The following is a 20,207-nucleotide window of genomic DNA, read 5'->3' on the forward strand; positions in this document are numbered from 1 at the left end:
GTCTTTCGTTCCGTCGCCCGGCTATTCGGCCGCCTGGCTCAGGCCCGCCATCTGCGCCGAGGCGGCCTCGATCGCCTTGACGATGTTGTGGTAGCCGGTGCAGCGGCAGATATTGCCTTCGAGCTCGTGGCGGATCGTCTCCTCGTCGAGCGGGCCGCCGAGCCGGTTGATCATGTCGACCGCGCTCATGATCATGCCGGGCGTGCAGAAGCCGCACTGCAGGCCGTGATGCTCGCGGAAGGCGGCCTGCACGGGATGCAGCTCGTCACCGACGGCGAGGCCCTCGATCGTCGTCACCGCCGCGCCGTCCGCCTGGGCGGCGAGCAGCGTGCAGGACTTCACCGCCCGGCCGTCGAGATGGATCACGCAGGCGCCGCACTGCGAGGTGTCGCAGCCGACATGCGTGCCGGTGAGGCCGAACACGTCGCGCAGCAGCTGCACGAGCAGCGTCCGGTCCTCGACCTCGGCGGTCAACGCCTTGCCGTTCACCGTCAGACTGACCTTCGCCATGCCATTTCCTCCTTCTTTCGGGCGACCGTCGCGCCGGCGCCCCTCATTCGATCCGTGCGATCCGTCGCGCCGCGGTCAGCGCGTCATCAGGCCGATGACGACGATGACGGCGACGAGCGCCAGGAGGCCCCAGACATAGGGGCCGCCGAGGAAGCCGCGCCCGGCGGCGACCTCGATCTCCTCCTCCGCCTCGCGGGCGGCCTCCTCGATCTCCTGCGCGGCGTGGCGGAGCGTGCCTTCGGGCGCCGCCGGCGCCGGGCCGGCGAGCGGCGGGGCCTCGACGAGCGGCGCATCCGCCTCGGCAACGGGCGCGGCCGCGGCGGGCGCAGCGGCGCCGACGCGGGCGGCGAAATTGCCGAAGAACTCGTCGGCCATTTTCTTGGCCGTGGAATCGATCAGGCGCGCGCCGAGCTGGGCGAGCTTGCCGCCGACCTGCGCCTTGACGACATAGGACAGCACGGTGGCGTCGCCGTCCTCGACGAGGCGCACGTCCGCACCGCCCTTCGCGAAGCCGGCGACGCCCCCCTTGCCCTCGCCGCTGATCGTATAGCCGGCCGGCGGATCGAGATTCTGCAGCGTCACGTCGCCGTTGAAGGTCGCCTTGACCGGGCCGACCTTGGCAACCACACGCCCGGTCATGGTCGTGTCCGAGGTCTTGTCGAGCAGTTCGCAGCCGGGAATCGAGGCTTTGAGGATTTCCGGGTCGTTGAGCGCGGCCCAGACCACCTCCCGGCGGGCCGGGATGCGATATTCGCCGGTCATCTCCATGTCAGAACTCCTCAGTCGGCCGGCCGACCCGGCTCTCGCACCGCGACCGCGGCCGCAGTTTTTCCTTTGAACAATGAAGGTTGCACCCCGCCGCGCCGAGAGCAAGGGGGCGCGGGCCTCACCTTTTGGCGCAGCCCGCCGATTGGCTTCCGGCGCGGCCCCGGCTATGAACCGGGCGATGCGCACGACGCCCCCCGCCCGCCCCTCCGACGACGCCCCGGCTCCGCGCTGGCCGGTGATGCTCGAGACGCCCGGCTGGCGCGATTTCGCCCTCCTCGATTCGGGCCATGGCCGCAAGCTCGAGCGCTATGGCCCCTACCGCATCGTCCGGCCCGAGGCGCAGGCGCTGTGGTCGCCGCGGCTCGGCGAGGCGGAATGGGAGCGCGCCGACGCCGTCTTCACCGGCGGCAAGGACGAGGAGGCGGACGGCCGCTGGCGCTATCGCACGCCGCTTCCCGAGACCTGGCCGATGCGCTGGCGGTGGCCGGACGGCGAGGTGAAATTCCTCGGCCGCTTCACGGCGTTCCGCCATGTCGGCTTCTTCCCCGAGCAGGAGACGCACTGGATCTGGTTCTCGAAGCTGATCCGCGACGCGCGGCGGCCGCTCAAGGTGCTGAACCTCTTCGGCTATACCGGCATCGCCTCTTTCGTCGCCGCATCGGCGGGGGCGCAGGTGACGCATGTCGATGCCTCGAAGAAGGCGGTCGGCTGGGCGCGCGAGAACCAGGCACTGTCCGGCATGGAGGAACTGCCGGTGCGCTGGATCGTCGACGACGCGATGAAGTTCGTCGAGCGCGAGGTGCGGCGCGGTAACCGCTATGACGGCATCATCCTCGATCCGCCGAAATTCGGCCGCGGGCCGAAGGGCGAGGTGTGGGACATTTTCGAGCATCTGCCGGAAATGATGCGGCTGTGCCGGGCGCTCCTTTCGGACCGGGCGCTGTTCCTGCTCATCTCGGCCTATTCGATCCGGGCCTCCTTCATGGCGGTGCACGAACTGACCGCGGAGGTGCTCTCCGGCCTCACGGGCACGCTCGAATCGGGCGAATTGCTGATCCGCGAGGAGGGCGGCGGACGGGCGCTCTCGACGTCCCTGTTCTCGCGCTGGTCGGCGGGCGGGGTGTAGCGCGGTGCGGCGTCTCCTCCCCCCACCCCTACCCTCCCCCACAAGGGGGGAGGGGGTTTGCCGCTCCGCAATCGCGGGCGCCTATCTTGAAGCCGTGCGCCCTTTTCCCTCCCCCATCGTGGGGAAGGGCCGGGCCGGGGGGTGAACGTCGTGACCGTCAAGACCGTGACGAGCCTCACCAATCCGACCATCAAGGAGATCCGGGCGCTCGCCCTGCCGAAGAACCGCAAGGCCTCGGGCCTGTTCGTCACCGAGGGGATGAAGCTCGTCGCCGATGCGGTCGAAGAGAACTGGCCGATCCGGATCCTCGTCTATGGCGCCAAGGTCGCCGGCCATGCCGTGGTGGGCAAGGTGGCGGCGCGGGCGCAGGCGTCGGGCGGCACCGTGCTCGAAGTGTCGGAGGCGGTGCTTTCGAAGATCACGAGGCGGGACAACCCGCAGATGGTGGTCGGCGTGTTCGAGCAGCGCTTCATCGGCCGGGAGAGGGTGAAGCCGGGCCGGAGCGGCGTCTGGGTGGCGCTCGAGGGGATCAAGGATCCCGGCAATCTCGGCACCATCATCCGCACGGTCGATGCGGTCGGGGCGGACGGCGTGATCCTCGTCGGCGACACGGTCGACCCGTTCGGCGTCGAGGCGGTGCGCGCGACGATGGGCTCGGTCTTCCACGTGCCGCTCGCGCGGATGAGCGCGGCCGAGTTCGCCGCCTGGCGGAAATCCTGGCCGGGGATCGTCGTCGGCACGCATCTGTCGGGCCGCGAGGACTATCGCGCCGTAGGCTACGGCAAGCGGCCGACCCTGCTCCTGATGGGGAACGAACAATCGGGCCTGCCCGATCCGCTCGCCGGGCTCTGCGACCATCTCGTGCGCATCCCGCAGGAGGGCCGCGCCGACAGCCTCAACCTCGCCATCGCGACCGGCATCATGCTCTACGAGATCCGACGGGAGCGCCTCGCGCTATGACCGCCCGCATTCCCGGCCCGCTCTCCCGGCTCGGCCTGTCCGTCGCGCTCGCCGCCTTCCTCCTCGACCAGGCGGCGAAGCTGATCGCGAGCCGCGTGCTCGATTACGGCGTGCCCTCCGACCTCGTGCCGGGGCTCCTGTCGCTCCTCCTCATCCACAACACGGGGATAGCGTTTTCGATCGGCCACGGGCTCGACAGTCTCGCGCTGATCGTGCTCACCGCGGTGATCACCGTCGCGGTGTTGTGGATATGGCGCGGTGCGACCGAGGGCGGCCGGCTCGCGACGGTGGGCTTCGCGCTGATCCTCGGCGGGGCGGTCGGCAATCTCGTCGACCGCGTGCTCTACGGCCATGTCGTCGACTTCCTCTATCTGCATCTCGGCGAGCGGAGCCTGTTCGTCTTCAACCTCGCCGATGTGGCGCTGACCTTCGGGCCGATCCTGCTCGCCGGCGTCCATCTCCTCGGCTGGGGTGGCGGCCGGCGCACGGGCTGAGTGGCCCCCGCCGGAAGGCTTATTCGCGCCGGACCGATCGCGCGCTAGAATGGCCATCATGTCCGCGATCGCATCCGAGCCGAGCTTTCCCGATCGACCCGAGGCCGCTCTCTGGCGCACCGAGGTGGCGAAGGCGTTGAAGGGCGCGCCCTTCGAGAGCCTCGTCGCGCACACCCTCGACGGCATCCCGATCGCACCGCTCTACGATGCGGCGGATACGGTGCCGCTCGGCTCCGCAGAGCGGCGGCCGGGTGCGTGGCGGGTGTTCGAGCGGATCGACCATCCGGACGGCGCGGCGGCCGCGGCGGCGGCGGAAGTCGCGATCGAGGGCGGCGCGGACGGGATCGCCCTCGTGCTGGAGGGAGCCGCTTCGGCCCGCGGCTTCGGGGTTCCGGCCGAAGCGCTCGCAAATTTGCTGCGGCCGATGTTGCGCGGTAAGTGCTTGATTCGTATCGATCCCGGCCTCGCCGGCGAAGCGGCGGTGGCCGGGCTCGGCGCCGCGGCGGCCGAGGACGAGGCGGCGCTGTCGGTCGCGCTCGATTTCGATCCCCTCGGCGCCGCCTTCGCGGCGGGCCGACCCATTCCGGAGCCGGGCGCGATCGTCGCGACGGCGAAGGCGCTGTGCGCCCGCGGGCTCGCCGGCCCGCTCTTCGCGGCGGACGGCCGGGTCTGGCACGAGGCGGGTGCGGGCGAGGCGGACGAACTCGGCGCCGTGCTCGCCGGCGCGCTCGCCGCATGGCGCGCTCTCGAAGCCGCCGGCCTTCCGATCGATGCGGCGCGGCGCCGTCTCTCCTTCGTCCTCGCCGCCGATGCCGATCTCTTCCTCACCGTTGCGAAGCTGCGGGCGCTGCGCCGGCTCTGGGCGCGGATCGAGACGGCGGCGGGTCTTTCGCCGGCGCCGATCGCGCTCCATGTCGAGACGGCATGGCGGATGGCGACGCGGCAGGATGCCTGGAACGACATGGTGCGGGCGACCGTCGCGGTGTTCGGCGCCGCTGCGGGCGGCGCGGATTCGATCGCGGTGCTGCCCTTCACGGCGGCGCTCGGCCTTGCGGAAGACGGCGCCCGCCGCCTCGCCCGCACCACCCAGCTCGTCCTGCTGCACGAGGCGAAGCTCGCCCGCACCGTCGATCCGGTCGCCGGGGCCGGCGGTTTCGAGGCGCTGACGTCGGCGCTCGAGACGGCGGGCGCCGCGGCGCTCAGGCGGATCGAGGCGGAAGGCGGGCTCGCCGCGAGCCTCGCCTCGGGCAAGCTCGCCGCCCGGTTCGCGCAGACGGCCGCGGCCCGCGCCGCCGCGGTGGCGGAGGGGCGGATGGCGATCATCGGCGTCACCGCGCATCCGCCCGCGGCGGATGAGCCGCCATCGGTGGCGGCGGGTCTTTCGCCGGCGAAATATCGCCCGGACGGGCGTGTCGCGGCGGCGTTCGAGACGGAGCGGGGAGGGCCGGCGCGATGAGCGGGATCCCGGATTTCGGCGCGATCGACCTGCCGCCGCTCGGCCTCGCGCCCGCGACGGAAGGGCGGGCCGGCATCGAGACGGCCGAGGGCGTGGCGATCAAGCCGGCCTATGACGCGGCCGATCGCGGCGATCTCGCCGCTGCCGCGGGGTTTCCGGGTCTGCCGCCTTTCGTGCGCGGCCCCTATCCGACCATGTATGTCCAGCAGCCCTGGACGATCCGCCAATATGCCGGCTTCTCGACCGCCGAGGACTCGAACGCCTTCTATCGCCGTAACCTCGCTGCCGGTCAGATGGGCCTCTCCGTCGCCTTCGATCTCGCCACCCACCGCGGCTATGACAGCGACCATCCGCGCGTCGTCGGCGATGTCGGCATGGCGGGCGTGGCGATCGACTCGATCATCGACATGCGGCGCCTGTTCGAGGGCATTCCGCTCGAGAAGATGAGCGTGTCGATGACGATGAACGGCGCCGTGCTGCCGGTGCTCGCGCTCTATGTCGTCGCGGCGGAGGAGCAGGGCGTCGCCCCCGCGGCGCTCTCCGGCACGATCCAGAACGACATCCTGAAGGAGTTCATGGTCCGGAACACCTATATCTATCCGCCCGGGCCCTCGATGCGGATCGTCTCCGACATCTTCGCCTTCACCGCGACCCATATGCCGAAGTTCAATTCGATCTCGGTGTCCGGCTATCACATGCAGGAGGCGGGGGCGACCGCCGATCTCGAGCTCGCCTATACGCTCGCCGACGGGCTCGATTACATCCGCGCCGGGGTCGCGGCGGGGCTCGACGTCGACGCCTTCGCGCCGCGCATCTCCTTCTTCTTCGGCATCGGCATGGATGTCTTCATGGAGGTGGCGAAGCTGCGGGCGGCGCGGCGGCTGTGGGCGGAGTTCGTCGCCGACCGCTTCGCGCCGAAGAGCCGGAAATCGCTGGCGCTGCGCACCCATTGCCAGACCTCCGGCTGGTCGCTCGCCGCGCAGGACGTGATGAACAATGTCGTGCGCACGACCGTCGAGGCGCTTGCCGCGACCGCCGGCCACACCCAGTCGCTGCACACCAACGCCTTCGACGAGGCGCTCGCGCTGCCGTCCGACTTCTCCGCCCGGATCGCCCGCAACACCCAGTTGATCCTGCAAAGGGAGAGCGGCACGACGCGGATCATCGACCCGTTCGGCGGCTCCTTCTTCGTCGAGCGGCTGACGCACGATCTCGCGGCACGGGCGCGCGGCCATATCGAGGAGATCGAGCGGGCGGGCGGCATGGCGCGGGCGATCGAGGCCGGCCTGCCGAAGCTGCGGATCGAGGAGGCGGCGGCCCGCACCCAGGCGCGGATCGATTCGGCCGCGCAGATCGTCGTCGGCGTCAATCGGTGGCGGCCGGAGGCGGAGGCGCCGCCGACCGTGCTGAAGGTCGACAATTCGGCCGTTCGGGCGGCGCAGATCGAGAAGCTCGCCGTGCTGAAGGCGACCCGTTCGGGCGCCGCGGTCGAGGCGGCGCTGGCGCGGCTCGCCGAAGGGGCGCGGGGCGAGGGCAATCTCCTCGCCCTTTCGATCGACGCGGCGCGCACCGGCGCGACGGTCGGCGAGATCAGCCTGGCGCTCGAGCGCGTGTTCGGCCGCCATGTCGCGGAGATCCGCAGCGTGGCGGGCGTCTATGCCGCCGAGACCCCGGCGATCGCGGCGAGCGCCGAGCGCATCCGAGACCAGGTCGCCGCCTTCGCGGAAGCCGACGGGCGGCCGCCCCGCATTCTCGTCGCCAAGATGGGGCAGGACGGGCACGACCGCGGCCAGAAGGTGATCGCCACCGCCTTCGCCGATCTGGGGTTCTCGGTCGAGATCGGACCCTTGTTCCAGACGCCGGAGGAGGCGGCCGATCTCGCGGTCGGGAAGGACGTGCAGATCGTCGGCGTCTCCTCGCTCGCCGCGGGACATCTGACGCTCGTGCCGGCGCTCCGCGCCGCGCTCGCGGCGCGCGGCCGCGACGACATCGTCGTGGTGGTCGGCGGCGTCATCCCGCCGCAGGATTTCGCCGCGCTCGAGGCGGCGGGGGCGGCGGCGATCTTCCCGCCGGGCACCGCCATTCCCGATGCCGCCGAGCGGCTCATCGCGCTGTTGTCCGACCGGCTCGGCTACCGCCAGAGAGAGCCCGCCGCCTATCTCTGAGCCTTTGCGCCACCCGGTCGCAAGGCCGCTGCGGAACGGCGGCGGGACGGCACCGTTTCCTCGTCACGCGACCGGAACGGAGGACGCCATGTCGACCACCAGCAATCCCCTGATCCCGCCGATCCTGCCGGAGAACGAGGCGGCTGCCGCCAACGCGCCCGAGCCGGACAGCGAGCGGGCCGAGGCCGAGAAAGCGCGCGTCGGAAAGCGCCTGATGAAGGAGGGCGCGCTTCCGCTCGGCACGGCCGAGGAAACGCCCGAAGAGGCCTGCGACCCGCAGGACCACGCCTGAAGCGCGCAGCCTGGAGCGAGGACCAACAATGCCGCACGATCCGAGAAAGCCGGCCGATGACCATCTGCCGATGCCCCCCGAGGTCGACGAGCGGGCGAACCGCGCGATGGGGCCTCATATCTTCGATACCGACGGGCTGCCCGACGACGTCGCCCGCGATGTGCCGGCGGCGGAACAGGACGCCGAGGAGCGGGAGGAGGAGGAGCGGGACTGACGGTCTTCGACCGTCTCCCTCGAGCGGCGGTCGGCGCGGAAGAGAGGGAAAAGGCCTCGCTTCCGGGTCGACGTCTTCGCGCGCGGCTCACCGCCCCTGTGGCGCGGCGGCCGTCCCGGGAGTCGGGACGCGAGCGCTGCGGGTCGGCCGTCGGAAGTCTCGCCCGCACATCGCCGGAACCGAGCGCCTGCATCGCCGTTCCTGCCGCGCCGGGATGCGAGGTGCGGTATGGACAGGCTCTGGGACGTGGAAGCCTATGAAGTGGTGCGCGGTGCGGTCGAGACGGGGCATGTGATCGCCGTCGACCACGAGGCACGGCGGATCAGCATGCTGATCGACGATGCGCCGGATCCGGACGCGGTGGCGCAGCGCCTGGTCGGGCTTGCCGTGGTGCTTCGCGCCGCGCTGCATTTCGATACGCCCTCGCTCGAGGCGCGGGCCATCCGCCTGACGCGGCCGAAGGCCGGCTGAGCCGGGCGGTCGCCGGCTCAGGGCGCGCCGCGCAGCTCGATCAGGTCCCAGCGATTGCCGTAAAGGTCTTCGAAGACCGCAACGGTACCATAGGCCTCGCGCCGCGGCGTCTCGATGAAGCGGACGCCGGCCGCGGTGAAGGCGGCGTGATCGCGGTCGAAATCATCCGTTTCGAGGAACAGGAAGACGCGCCCGCCGGTCTGATCGCCGATCCGGGCCATCTGCGCGGGCCCCTCCGCGCGGGCGAGCAGGAGCCGCGCGCCGCCGCCGGCGGGCGCCACCACCACCCAGCGCTTCGCCCCGAGCGGCACGTCCTCAATAAGTGTGAAGCCGAGCGCGCCGACATAGAAGGCGATCGCCTCGTCATAGTCCCGGACGAGGAGGGCGACGGTGGCGAGCGCGGGCATGGCGAACTCCGGGGGCGGGGAAGACGAGGGATAGCGCGATCCGCGCCGATCGCAAGGCCGCCCGGGTTGCAGGCGCCGGTTAGCATCCCATGATTGACAATCTATGATATACACGACAAAGTTGCATAAAGTTCCCGGGAGGGTTCGATGCGACTTGCTCGACATGTGCTGCCGCTGGCCGCGGCGGTTTTCTGGATCGCCTCCGGGCATGCGGCCCGGGCGGAGTTCTCCTATCGGGTCATCATCGTCAACAATTCGGCCGCCGAGGTGACCGTAAAACTCGGCTATTCGACCAATTGGAACGCTGGCCGCTTCGCGACTCCGCGCGACCTGCCGCCGAGAACGACATCGGTGGCGTTCAATACCAGCGATGCCGGCTCGGGCAGCAATGATTTCATGAAGGTGAGCCTTCTCGACGGCACGGGGGACGGCTCGCCCGTCGAGAGTGCGCGGCTCTACTTTGCCGGTGCCAACACGCCCTTGCCCAATGACTGGTGGGGCGACCGGCGCTTCGCCTATCCCGGCAAAGGGAAGGTCATGGCGGCGAATATGGATACACCGGTCGGCGCGGTCCTCGTCGAGGCGCTGGACTGTGCCTATCACGATGATGTCGACCGGATCGACTGCACGCTTTCTCTGAACGATGCGCTGTTCAGCTCGAACAAGCCGAAATACGCCTATGACGACAAGAGGAACCCGGCCAACGGGCCGGAGATCGGCAACGCCCGCACCTATTTCGTCGATTCCGAGGCGAAGCACGACGCGATCATCTTCGGCAGCTACCAGCGGGATCTCTTCACGGCGGATTTCAAGGATGGAAATCTCGCTTATGTCAATCCGTCCTTCATTCCGCTCAACGGTTACTTTCCGGTTGTCGAAAACAGCTACGGCACGCTCACCACCACCACACCCGATTGTACACTCAATGGTGCCGTCGGGCACAAGAGCAGCAATCTCTATGTCTTCCTCGACGATCTGACATTCGTCACAGTCGGGACCTGCGACGAACGTTTCATCAAGACTTTCCCGATGGTCTATACGACGGACACGGTGGCGACGTCGGGTCAGGTGAACCGCTTCGACAACCAGGTCCCGAACGATGAGGCCATCGCCGAGGGGTATCTCGCGATTACGCATGGTGGTGTCGCCGGCTACGACTATGGCGCTGACCCGCAGACCAATGAGACCTTGATTTCCATCCGGCAGGTGCGGTCGGCCGGAGAGATGGTCGTCGGTGCCGACGGCACGGTTCTCAGCATCAACAATGACAGCGGCCATTTCCGCCCCAGCGAGGCGGCGCTCGACGCGATGGTGACCTATCTGCGCGAGGCGAAAGGGGCCGGCGGCGCCTTCGAGGGCGACAAGACCTGTGCGGACGGCGTGTGCACCTACAGGGCTGCGACCCGCGGAGCAGTACCCGCTGCAGAGCCACCGCAGCACGAGGCACCGCGATAACAGCGTGTCGCACCGCTCGCCGGGAGGGCGATCTTCCTCCCTCCTTCCAAGCACCTCTCTCCATGGAGCATCCGATGACCACATCGGCCATACCCGTCGGCACCATCGTCGCCTTCGCGCTTCTTCCTGCGAATATTCCGTATAACTGGCTGATCTGCGATGGAGGGCCGGTCGATTCGTCCTTTCCTCTCGCAAAGCTGATCACCAACACCCCCAACCTCTGCGGGACAGTGATGGTGGGCGCCGGCCAGAGCGCCTGGGGCCAGACCTTCACGCTCGGGAACACCGGCGGCGAAGCGACCCACACGCTCGTGACCACCGAAATCCCGTCTCACACGCACAGCTACAGCTACGATAATCCGATCGGCGGGACGGGCTTGTACGGCGGAAGCTATTGGGGTCCCGGGTCCGTCCAGGCCACGACCGGAAGTGCTGGCGGCGGCGGCGCGCACAACAACATGCAGCCCTATCTCGTCGTGAACTACATCATCTATGCCGGCGTGCCGGGCTAACGGCCGCCCCTACAACCTCACGCCGCCGCGGTGCCACGGCGGGCCGTGAGGTGGGCGATCAGGCGGCGCTGGCGGGCGAGCGCCGCGTCGAGCCGGTAGCGCGCGGCGATCGTCGCGCGTCCGGCACGGCGGAGCGGCAGCGCCGCGTCGGGTCGGGCGAGCACGTCGAGCACGGTTTCGGCGAGGGCCTCGGCGTCGAAGAACGGCACCAGACGGCCGTTGCGGCCGTCGGCGATCACCTCTTCGACCGGCGGCGTCGCCGAGCCGATCACGAGCGCGCCGCAGGCCATCGCCTCGAGCATCGACCAGGACAGCACGAAGGGATAGGTCAGATAGAGATGCGCCGCGGAGATCTGGAACAGCCGGATCAGCGCGGCGTGCGAGACGCGGCCGGGGAAGAGCACGCGGGCCGGATCGAGATCGGCGGCGGCGAGCGCCGCCTCCTTCCAGCTGCGGCCATCCGCGCGCGGGGTGCCATAGCTGACGCCATCGCCGCCGACGAAGACGACGAGCGCGGTCGGGTGGCGGCGAGTCACGATCTCCGCCGCCCTGAGGGCCTGCGGAAAGCCGCGATAGGGCTCGAGATCGCGCGCCGTGAAGGTGACGACCGGCGCGCCGGGCCGCAGCACGCGCCCGTCCGGCAGGGTGAGCGTGGCGCGCGGATCGGGGCGGAAGCGGGCGAGATCGATGCCGTCATGGCAGACCGCGATACGCGGCTGCAGCGCGGCCGGATAGAGGCTCTTCTGCCAGGCGGTCGGCGAGACGCCGGCCTCGATGGCGGCGAGCGTGACGAGCTGCGCGCTGTTGCGCAGCCGCAGCCTCTGGCGCAGCGCCAGATCGACCGGCACGGCCGGGTCGAAGCCGATATCGGCCCCTTCCGCGCTGTAGAAGAACTCGCAATAGCCGAGCGCCGGCGTGCGGGGCAGCACGTCCTTGACGAAGGTCATGCTGCCCCAGCCGATATGGCCGAGCACGAGATCGGGCGCACCCTCCGCGCGGCGCAGCGCGTCGAGGGTTTCTGCGACCCGCATGCCGATCCGGGCATGGTGGCTCGATGCGACCAGCGGCGCCTCGGCTTCGCTCCGTGCGGCCTCTGCACGGTGACGAAGGATCCGGACGCCTTCGATCCGCCGGTCTACGGTCTCGGTGACGAGCGTCACATCCGCACCCTCGGCGACGAGGCTGCGGGCGAGATGCTCGAACTGCCCGATCCCGCGGCGATGGACGAAAACCAGCCGCATGATGCCCGCCCCGCCCGGACGACCCGTCAGGTCGTGCCGTAGCGGGCCGCGTTGGTCCAGACGAGCTCGAGGCGCTTCAGCACCTGATAGGCCGTCTCGAGCGCCCGCGCCTCCTCCTCGTCCCGCACGATCATGCGGTGATAGGAATCGTCCGCGAAGCGCAGCGCGTCGCAGACGGCGCGCCCCCGCTCCGTCAGGCTGATCCGGGCCGAGCGCCGGTCGCGCGGGGAGGCCGCGCGATCGATATAGCCGAGATCGACGAGCTGCTTCAGGTAATAGGACACGTTCGAGCCGAGATAGTGGCCCTTGTCGAGCAGGTCGCGCACCGACAGCTCGTCGCTGCCGATCGTGAACAGGACCATCACCTGCGCCGGTCCGATGTCGTCGACGCCGAGCTTGCCCATCTCGATGCGCAGGAGATCGGCGAAGCGCCGATTGATCCGCTCCACCGTCCGGGCGAGTTCGAGATGCGTCACCGCCGACTGCTCGCCATCGGTGCCGGACCGCGCTTTCGCAACTGCGAGAGAATCGCTGCTTGCGCCGCCGTGTGTCGACCTTTTCACTTCTACTGCCGCTTGCAGAAGCTTTTGTGTCATTTTAGACCCTGTCAGTTGTCTTCAGTTCAAGAATTGAAACATTCTCGGATAAGACCCTCCGGTCAGGTGCTCGTCTAAACCGAACTCTGAGGCTCCCGCGTTTCCATTACCACGTCACAATTTCCAGTCTTGATAGGTTTGACTATGGACATGGGGCGAATGGACGATAGAGTTCAGTCGCGACCTTTTCAAGGCATTTTGATAATATGGCGAAAATCAAAGCATCCTTGAAACAGCATGGTGCATCGCATCCAGAGCAGATGCCCCGGCCCGTTGCGGCCGGAGCCGCAACGCTGGAGGCCCGCAGGATGTTCCTCGCAGGTCTCGGCTGGGCGGCGATTCTCTCGGCTTTCGTCAACATCCTGCAGCTCACCGTTCCGCTCTATATGCTGCAGGTGCACGATCGAGTACTCAATAGCCAGAGCATCGACACGCTCGTCATGCTCTCGATCGCCGCCGCCGGCGCACTCGCCTTGTACGGGACCCTCGAATTTATCCGTACGCAATCCTTTCAGGTCATCGGCGGGCGTCTGCTGCGGCAACTCAACCTGCCCGTGCTCGAGGCCTCGATCCGCGCCTCGGTGAAGGACGGTTCCGCCAAGGCGGCGCAGGGGCTGCGCGATCTGATGGACCTGCGCACCTTCATGACCAGCCCGGCCATGGCCGCCCCGCTCGAGGCGCTGTGGTCGCCCATCTTTCTCGTCACCCTGTTCTTCCTGCATCCGATCTACGGCATTGTCGGCTTTCTCGCCGTGATCGTCATCATAGCCGGCAATGTCGCCACCGATCTGCTGACCCGCAACCTGCTCAAGGAGGCGAACAAGGCGCAGGTCGATTCGGTGGCGCTCGTCGCCGCCGACCTGCGGCATGCCGAAGCGATCGAGGCGATGGGCATGCTGCCGGCGCTCTCCCGGCGCTGGCGGGCGGCGCAGCTCCACGCCGTCGCTCTCGCCGAGGCCGGCAACAGCCGCGCGAAGGCCGTCTCGACGATCACCCGGACGCTGCGCTTCGGCATCCAGGTGCTCGTGCTGGCGATCGGCGCGGTGCTCGTCATCAACCGCGCCGCCTCGCCGGGCGCGATGATCGCGGCGTCGATCCTGATGGGGCGGCTGCTTCTGCCCTTCGACAGCGTGATCGACAACTGGCGGTCCTGGGTGAACGCCTCGGCCGGCTGGCGGCGGCTGCGCGATCTGCTCGAGGAGAACGCGACGGCGCGCGAGACCATGACGAAGTCGAGCACGGAGGGCGATCTCGTCGTCGACCGCGTCGTCTATGCCGTGCCCGGCCAGGACCTGCCGATCCTCAAAGGCGTCTCCTTCAGCGTCTCGCCCGGCGAGGTGCTCGGCATCGTCGGCCCTTCGGCGGCCGGCAAATCGACGCTCGCCCGGCTGCTCGTCGGCATCGTCCGCGCTACGGCCGGCGGCGTCTATCTCGACGGACACAATGTCTTCCTCTGGGAACGGTCGTCCTTCGGCGCCGTCGTCGGCTATCTGCCGCAGCAGATCTCGCTCCTCGAAGGCACGATCCGCGACAACATCGCCCGGATGGGCGAATCGGACCCGCGCGCCGTCATCGAGGCGGCGCGCACGGCCGATGTGCACGAGATGATCGGCCGGCTGCCGCTCGGCTACGACACGCCGATCGGCGACGGCAAGCTGACGCTGTCGGGCGGCCAGCGGCAGCGCATCGGCCTCGCCCGCGCGCTCTATGGCCGGCCGCGGCTGATCGTGCTCGACGAGCCGAATGCGAGCCTCGACGCGGCCGGCGAGACGGCGCTGATGCGGGCGATCCGGGCGGCGAAGGCCGACGGGGCGATCGTCGTGCTGATCGCGCACCGGCCCTCGATCATGGAAATCGCCGACAAGCTCCTGGTGCTCGAGGGCGGCCGTGTCGCGCAGTTCGGTCCGCGCACCGACGTGGTCGCGGCGCTGACACCGGGGCGCGGCCGGGCGGCGGCGGAAGCGGGAGCGGGCCGATGAGCGTCAAGATCGTCAAGGCGACGGGGCGGGCCCTCGCGGCCGAGGGCAAGGCCGGGCCGGAGGCGCGGGCGGTGACGCCGCGCCGGTCCGATTCGCCGCCCGCGCGCGCGCCGGAAGGACCCCGGCCGCGGCGTGCGAGCGTCGAGACGCCCGCCGGGCGGACGGCGACGACCGATTATCGGCGGATCGAAGCGCCGTCGCCGCGCGAGCCGAGCCTCAGGCGGCTGGTGCTCGCCGGCACGGCCGCGATCGTCTTCGGCTTCGGCGGCTTCTTCGGCTGGGCCGCTTCGGCGAGCCTCGATTCCGCGGCGATCGCCGGCGGCACGGTGATCGTCGATTCGAAGCGCAAGACCGCGAGCCATCTCGAAGGCGGCATCCTGAAGCGGCTGCTCGTGCAGGAGGGCGATCGCGTCGCGGCCGGCCAGCCGCTGCTCGAACTCGACGACACGCGCGCCCGCGCCGAGCTGGCGCAGCTTTCGGCGCGGCGCCTCGGCCTCACGGCCAAGCTCGCCCGGCTGCACGCCGAACAGGCCGGCGATGCCGAGATCGGGTTCCCCGATGCGCTCCTCGCCTCCGACGACCCGATGGCACGCGAATCGGTGGCGGCGGAGAAGCGCTTCTTCGAGCAGCGTGCACGGGCGAAGGCCGGCAAGATCGATGTGGCGCAGAAGACCATCGCGCAGCACCGTGCCGAGATCGATTCGCTCAGCGAACAGCTCGTCGCTACCGATCGGCAGCTCGCCCTCGTCGGCGAGCAGCGCGATTCGATCGGCGGTCTCGTCGACAAGGGTTTTGCGACGCGCTCGAAACTGCTCGAACTCGAAGCGCGCTATGCCGAGCTCTCCGGTGAGCGCGGCGAACTCGCCGGCAACCGGGCCCGTGCCGAGCAGGCGCTCGCCGGGGCCGAGCTCGAGATCGTCTCGGTCGACAATGACTGGCAGTCGGACATTGCCGGCGAGATCACGAGCGCGCTCGTCGAGCGGGCGGAGGTCGAGGAGCGGATCGTGGCGGCCAAGGACGTGCTGTCGCGCATCGTCGTGACGGCGCCGCAGGAGGGCATCGTCACCAACATCCAGTTCCGCACCCCCGGCGGTGTGGTCGGCGCCGGACAGCCCCTGATGGACATCGTGCCGGAGAACGAGCGGCTGATCGTCGAGATGAAGGTGTCGCCGCGCGATATCGACAGCGTCGCGGCCGGCGCGAAGGTGCAGGTGCGGCTGACCGCCTTCAATATGCGCAGCCACGCCCCGCTGCCGGGCGAGCTGATCTATGTCGCGGCCGACCAGGTGACCGACCCGGCGACGGGGGCGGCCTATTTCATCGCCCGCGCCGCCGTCACCCCGGAGGCGCTCGCCGCCGACCCGTCCGTCCATCTGGCGCCGGGCATGCCGGCCGACGTGCTGATCCTCAACCAGCCGCGCACCGCCCTCGACTATCTCGTCTCGCCGGTTTCCGAGAGTTTCAGCCGGGCCTTTCGCGAGGAGTGACCGGACCTCGGGCACTCTTTGCTGCATCGCAATATTTCAAATATAGAATTGAATTGCTTTCCTTTTTGATCTCGTATTGCTTCCATACTGCGACGCAAATTAGATGTAAGTGATTGACTGATCATAGTTTCTTCATGAAATGACCAAAAAAGTGTCATTGCAGTTCTTTGACTCCCTCGTATAATCCGACCGTCTCCTTTGCTGCGATGCAGCGAGGTGGGCGGCCGATCGGCTCTTCCGGAGCCTTTGCGAGCAACAGAGACAGGAGACTGCGATGGCCACTCTCGAGGGCGGAGCGTATGACGACGTGCTGTTCGGCACGCGCTTCGACGACATCATCGCTGCCAAGGCCGGTGCCGATTTCATTTTCGGCGACGAAGGCGACGACATGCTCTACGGCGGCGACGGCGACGACACGCTGTTCGGCGGCGACGACAACGACATCCTGTTCGGCAATAACGGGTCGGATTCGCTGTTCGGCGACGCCGGCAACGACATCCTGAACGGCGGCGCCGGTGACGACCTGCTTTCGGCCGGCGACGGCAATGACACGCTGATCGGCGGTGCCGGCGACGATGTCCTCCTGGGCGGCGCCGGGGCGGACATCCTGAACGGCGGCGCGGGCGACGACGTGCTCGATGGCGGCGCCGGCAACGACATCCTGACCGGCGGAGCCGGTTCGGACGTGTTCGTCTTCTCCGGCGGCGGCGGCAACGACGTCGTGCTCGACTTCACGGCCGGCGAGGACCTGCTGCAGATCTCGGCCGGTATCAACGGGACCGACATCGCATCCGCCGACGACGTGGCGGCGCGCGCGACTCAGGTCGGCTCGAGCACGGTGATCGACCTCGGCAATGGCGACACGCTGACCTTGATGAATGTCGACGCCGATCACGTCGCCTCGCATCCGAGCCTCTATTTCATCGTCGGCTGAGGCCACGCGACAGCGCGGCGCGTCCGGCACGCCGGGCGCGCCAATCCCCCCTTTCGCCATCGAAGAGGTCGCGCGATGCTCGAGGCCGCAGGTCCCGCCCCCGGCGCCGTCACTGCACTCCGTCTCGCCCCCGGCGTCGCCGCCGTGCTGTTCGACGGTGCGGCGCCCGGTGCCGAGACGCGGATCGCCCGGGCCGACGGGACGCCGATCGCGCCGCTCGCCACGCTGCGGCTCGGACGAGCCGATGGGGGCGCGCGCACCATCTGGATCATGCGGCTCGGCGAGGCGTCGGCCGAGTTCGCCATCTCCGCCGCCGCTTTCGGACCGGAAGAGCGGCTCCGGCTCGATCCGGACCTCGCGGCAGGCGATCCGCTCGCACTCGTCGCCGGGCTCGACGGGCGCGGCCGGCTCGCGCTTCTCTCGGCGGCGCTCAACGCCTGGCCCGGCGCCTTCCGGCTCGGCCGCAGCCGCGTCTATGCGGCGACCCTCGGCCTGATCGCCCGCAGCCTGCAGCCGCGCGCCGCGGCCGCGATCGTCGCGTGCCGTCCCTTCGAGGGTCTCGCCATCATCGAGGCGACACTCTCCTCCGCGATCGGCCGGCTCCTCTCCGCCCATGTCGTCGGCTCCGAAGGTCTCAGCCGTCTGAAGGCCGACGCCGCACTCGGCCTCGCCGGCCCGCGCCGGCGGCTGGCGATCCTCGCCGATCACGGCGCGACGGCCCCCGGCGATCTCCTCGTCCTGATCGGCGAGACGGGCGCCGCGGTGCGGCCGCTCGAAGAGGGCGAGAAGGCCGCCTCGCTCGCCGGCTGGTGGACGAAGCGGCGCTTCGATCCGGCGCTCGCCGGGCTGGTGGTGCGCGGCCTGTCCGCCCGTTCGGAGGCGGGCCGGCGTGCCGTGCTCGAATTGCAGGCGCGCGCGCCGCTGCCGGCCCGGGCCGTCGCCGCGGGGCCGGCGCGGCCGATGGCGGTGATCGACCTCGCCCTGTCGCTCGAGGGCGGGCTGCTCGCGGGCGGCTTCCTCGACGATCCCGACCGGCTCGTCGCCGGCCTCGACCATTTGCTGCCCGATGGCGGCAGCGCGGCCCTCGAGACCCGCTGGCACCGCTTTTCCGGCCGTTATGCCGAAGAAGAGGGCGGCGCGACCCGGGCCGTCACCGGCTTCGTCGCCTTTCTGCCCGAGGCGGCGAAGGTCGGGCCGCTCCTGCAGCCGCGCTTCCGGCTCCGGCTCGCCTCCGGCACCGCCCTGCCGCTCGTGCCGCGGCCGCAGCCGACCGACCCCGCGGCGATGCGGGCGGCGGCGCTGCGCGCCGTGCCGGTGCAGAACGCCACCGCGGCGCTGCTCGCCGAGGCGCTCCATCCCGCGCTCGCCGAGATCCAGAAGCGCGCGGTGGCGCCGATCGCCGTCGAGCGGGCCGTGCGCTTCGGCACGGGCGCCGAAGCGCCGCTCGTCTCGCTCGTCGTGCCGCTCTACCGGGTGCTCGACTTCCTGCGCTTCCAGTTCGCCGCCTTCGCGACCGATACGACACTGCGCCAGCACGGCGAGATCGTCTATGTGCTCGATTCGCCGGATCAGGCCGAGGAGGCCGAGCATCTGCTCGGCGGGCTGTTCCGGCTTTACCGCATGCCGGTGACGCTCGCCGTTCTGAACGGCAATGGCGGCTTCGCCCGCGCGTCGAACGCCGGCGCGGACCTCGCCCGCGGCCGGCTGCTCGGCCTCGTCAATTCCGACGTGATCCCGATCGAGCCGGGCTGGGCGCTCCGCCTCGCCGAGCGGATCGGCGGCAAGCAGAATGTCGGCGCGGTGGGGCCGAAGCTGCTGTTCGAGGACGGCGCCCTGCAGCATGCCGGGCTCTATTTCGAGCGCGACGCGCGCGGCACCTGGCTCAACCACCATTATCACAAGGGCCTGCCCGCGGGCTGGGCGGCGGCCAACCGGCCACGGCTCGTGCCGGCGGTCACCGGCGCCTGCCTGCTGACGACGCGCAGCCTGTTCCGCGAGGTCGGCGGCTTCACCGAGGACTATGTCATCGGCGACTACGAGGACAGCGATCTCTGCCTGAAGATCCGCGCGACCGGCCGGACGATCGGCTACGAGCCGCGCGTCGCGCTCTATCATCTCGAGCGGCGGTCGATCCGCCGCCACGCCGATTACATGCGTGGTATCGCCTCCCGCTACAATTCCTGGCTGCACGGCGAGCGCTGGGACGCAGAGATCCGCGCCCTGATGGGCGAGACGGCCGCGGAGGCGGTGCGACCGGTGCTGCGCAAGCGTGCCGCTGCGGCGGCCGCGGAGAGGAGCGCGGCATGAGCGCGGTGATGGAGCGCCCCGCCGCCGCCGCTGCCGCCCGGCCGAGTTACGATCCGGCGCGCGTCGCCTTCATCGAGGAGGCGGTGCGGACCAATCGCTTCCTCCCGACGCCCGAGGCCGACCGGGTGTTCGTCGGCGATGGCGGCTTCCGGGAGATCGGTGCCGAGTTCCTCGGCCATCTCGTCCGCCTGGGCGGTCTCCTGCCCAGCGACCGCGTGCTCGATCTCGGCTGCGGTATCGGCCGGATCGCCCTGCCGCTCACCCAGTATCTCGACCCGGCGACGGGCGCCTATGAGGGGATCGACCCCGTCGTCGAGGGCATACGCTGGACGCAGCGGCGCATCTCGACCGTCTATCCGAACTTCGCCTTCCGGGCGATCGACATCGCCCATCCGCTCTACAATCCGAACGGCAAGGTCGACGGGCGGACACTGAAACTGCCCTTCTCGGACGCCCGCTTCGACTTTGCGCTGATGGTCTCGGTCCTGACCCATCTGCCGACCGAGGAGGCGCTCGTGCAGATCGGCGAGCTCGGGCGCGTCGTGGCGCCGGGCGGACGGATCTTCCTCACTCTCTTTGCGATCGATGCGGCGGCCCGCGAGGCGCGGCCCGGCCGCGACCCGCGGCTCGGTTTCCGGCGGATCGGCGCCGGGCCGGCGTGGTGCGCCGATCCCGCCGCGCCGCTCGGCGCGGTCGGCTTCGACGACGGCTTCATCGACGCGGCGGTGGAGAAAGCCGGCTTCGCGATCGTCGAGAAGGGCTTCGGCCGCTGGCGGGGTGCAGCGGCGGATCATTTCCAGGATGTGATCGTCGCCGAGCGGAGGGCCTGACGC

20 protein-coding genes are annotated in these 20,207 nt (G+C 69.8%); 15 read left to right on the forward strand and 5 right to left on the reverse strand.

The features are described from left to right. Positions 1-21 precede the first annotated feature (21 nt). On the reverse strand, positions 22-510 hold the full coding sequence (locus tag GGQ63_RS11220; RefSeq protein ID WP_183855791.1) for a (2Fe-2S)-binding protein: 489 nt from the start codon (positions 508-510) through the stop codon (positions 22-24). 75 nt (positions 511-585) lie between these two features. After that, the gene (locus GGQ63_RS11225) at positions 586-1,278 is read right to left on the reverse strand and encodes an SRPBCC family protein (protein WP_183855793.1); all 693 of its coding nucleotides are present in this window, start codon (positions 1,276-1,278) and stop codon (positions 586-588) included. A 73-nt stretch (positions 1,279-1,351) separates the two neighbouring features. On the opposite strand from GGQ63_RS11225, the gene GGQ63_RS11230 reads away from it, so the two are divergent. The 8 genes from GGQ63_RS11230 (at position 1,352) to GGQ63_RS11265 (ending at position 8,456) form a co-directional block, all read left to right on the forward strand. Next, positions 1,352-2,404, forward strand: a complete 1,053-nt coding sequence (locus tag GGQ63_RS11230; RefSeq protein WP_425502073.1) for an RsmD family RNA methyltransferase — start codon at positions 1,352-1,354, stop codon at positions 2,402-2,404. A gap of 141 nt (positions 2,405-2,545) precedes the next feature. Continuing rightward, positions 2,546-3,364, forward strand: coding sequence for a TrmH family RNA methyltransferase (locus GGQ63_RS11235; RefSeq protein ID WP_183855797.1), 819 nt, complete (start codon positions 2,546-2,548; stop codon positions 3,362-3,364). After that, the gene (gene lspA, locus GGQ63_RS11240) at positions 3,361-3,858 is read left to right on the forward strand and encodes a signal peptidase II (RefSeq protein ID WP_183855799.1); all 498 of its coding nucleotides are present in this window, start codon (positions 3,361-3,363) and stop codon (positions 3,856-3,858) included. Before GGQ63_RS11235 ends, lspA begins: the two co-directional genes overlap by 4 nt. 58 nt (positions 3,859-3,916) lie before the next feature. Next, on the forward strand, positions 3,917-5,314 hold the full coding sequence (locus tag GGQ63_RS11245) for a methylmalonyl-CoA mutase family protein (protein ID WP_183855801.1): 1,398 nt from the start codon (positions 3,917-3,919) through the stop codon (positions 5,312-5,314). After that, positions 5,311-7,479, forward strand: a complete 2,169-nt coding sequence (gene scpA / locus GGQ63_RS11250; RefSeq protein WP_183855803.1) for a methylmalonyl-CoA mutase — start codon at positions 5,311-5,313, stop codon at positions 7,477-7,479. Before GGQ63_RS11245 ends, scpA begins: the two co-directional genes overlap by 4 nt. An 88-nt stretch (positions 7,480-7,567) precedes the next feature. Then, positions 7,568-7,771: a hypothetical protein gene (locus GGQ63_RS11255; RefSeq protein ID WP_183855805.1), complete on the forward strand. Its 204-nt coding sequence runs from the start codon at positions 7,568-7,570 to the stop codon at positions 7,769-7,771. 28 nt (positions 7,772-7,799) lie between these two features. Beyond that, the gene (locus tag GGQ63_RS11260) at positions 7,800-7,985 is read left to right on the forward strand and encodes a hypothetical protein (protein WP_183855807.1); all 186 of its coding nucleotides are present in this window, start codon (positions 7,800-7,802) and stop codon (positions 7,983-7,985) included. A 228-nt stretch (positions 7,986-8,213) separates the two neighbouring features. Next, positions 8,214-8,456, forward strand: coding sequence for a hypothetical protein (locus tag GGQ63_RS11265; protein WP_183855809.1), 243 nt, complete (start codon positions 8,214-8,216; stop codon positions 8,454-8,456). 17 nt (positions 8,457-8,473) lie between these two features. On the opposite strand, the gene GGQ63_RS11270 is transcribed toward GGQ63_RS11265, so the two are convergent. Then, positions 8,474-8,863 (reverse strand): VOC family protein, encoded by a 390-nt coding sequence (locus GGQ63_RS11270; RefSeq protein WP_183855811.1) that lies wholly within the window; start codon positions 8,861-8,863, stop codon positions 8,474-8,476. Between the two features lie 147 nt (positions 8,864-9,010). On the opposite strand from GGQ63_RS11270, the gene GGQ63_RS11275 reads away from it, so the two are divergent. Together GGQ63_RS11275 and GGQ63_RS11280 are read left to right on the forward strand one after the other, a co-directional pair. After that, positions 9,011-10,318, forward strand: coding sequence for a hypothetical protein (locus GGQ63_RS11275; protein ID WP_183855813.1), 1,308 nt, complete (start codon positions 9,011-9,013; stop codon positions 10,316-10,318). A gap of 74 nt (positions 10,319-10,392) precedes the next feature. After that, positions 10,393-10,830 carry a phage tail protein gene (locus GGQ63_RS11280; RefSeq protein WP_183855815.1) on the forward strand — a complete coding sequence of 146 codons (438 nt, stop codon included), beginning with the start codon at positions 10,393-10,395 and terminating at the stop codon, positions 10,828-10,830. Positions 10,831-10,847: 17 nt separating this feature from the next. On the opposite strand, the gene GGQ63_RS11285 is transcribed toward GGQ63_RS11280, so the two are convergent. Then, the gene (locus GGQ63_RS11285; protein WP_183855817.1) at positions 10,848-12,071 is read right to left on the reverse strand and encodes a glycosyltransferase; all 1,224 of its coding nucleotides are present in this window, start codon (positions 12,069-12,071) and stop codon (positions 10,848-10,850) included. A gap of 26 nt (positions 12,072-12,097) precedes the next feature. Further along, positions 12,098-12,667 (reverse strand): MarR family transcriptional regulator, encoded by a 570-nt coding sequence (locus GGQ63_RS11290; protein WP_183855819.1) that lies wholly within the window; start codon positions 12,665-12,667, stop codon positions 12,098-12,100. A gap of 308 nt (positions 12,668-12,975) precedes the next feature. On the opposite strand from GGQ63_RS11290, the gene GGQ63_RS11295 reads away from it, so the two are divergent. The 5 genes from GGQ63_RS11295 (at position 12,976) to GGQ63_RS11315 (ending at position 20,204) form a co-directional block, all read left to right on the forward strand. Continuing rightward, on the forward strand, positions 12,976-14,646 hold the full coding sequence (locus GGQ63_RS11295) for a type I secretion system permease/ATPase (protein ID WP_246429732.1): 1,671 nt from the start codon (positions 12,976-12,978) through the stop codon (positions 14,644-14,646). After that, entirely contained in the window at positions 14,643-16,133 is a 1,491-nt protein-coding gene (locus GGQ63_RS11300; RefSeq protein ID WP_183855823.1) for an HlyD family type I secretion periplasmic adaptor subunit, read from the forward strand. The genes GGQ63_RS11295 and GGQ63_RS11300 overlap by 4 nt, the downstream gene beginning before the upstream one ends. A gap of 274 nt (positions 16,134-16,407) precedes the next feature. Next, entirely contained in the window at positions 16,408-17,067 is a 660-nt protein-coding gene (locus tag GGQ63_RS11305; protein WP_183855825.1) for a calcium-binding protein, read from the forward strand. A gap of 75 nt (positions 17,068-17,142) precedes the next feature. Continuing rightward, positions 17,143-19,374 carry a glycosyltransferase family protein gene (locus GGQ63_RS11310; RefSeq protein WP_183855827.1) on the forward strand — a complete coding sequence of 744 codons (2,232 nt, stop codon included), beginning with the start codon at positions 17,143-17,145 and terminating at the stop codon, positions 19,372-19,374. Continuing rightward, entirely contained in the window at positions 19,371-20,204 is an 834-nt protein-coding gene (locus GGQ63_RS11315) for a class I SAM-dependent methyltransferase (RefSeq protein ID WP_183855829.1), read from the forward strand. The genes GGQ63_RS11310 and GGQ63_RS11315 overlap by 4 nt, the downstream gene beginning before the upstream one ends. Positions 20,205-20,207: the final 3 nt, after the last annotated feature.

The sequence above is a fragment of the Prosthecomicrobium pneumaticum genome (assembly GCF_014199915.1).
Lineage (GTDB): Bacteria > Pseudomonadota > Alphaproteobacteria > Rhizobiales > Kaistiaceae > Prosthecomicrobium > Prosthecomicrobium pneumaticum.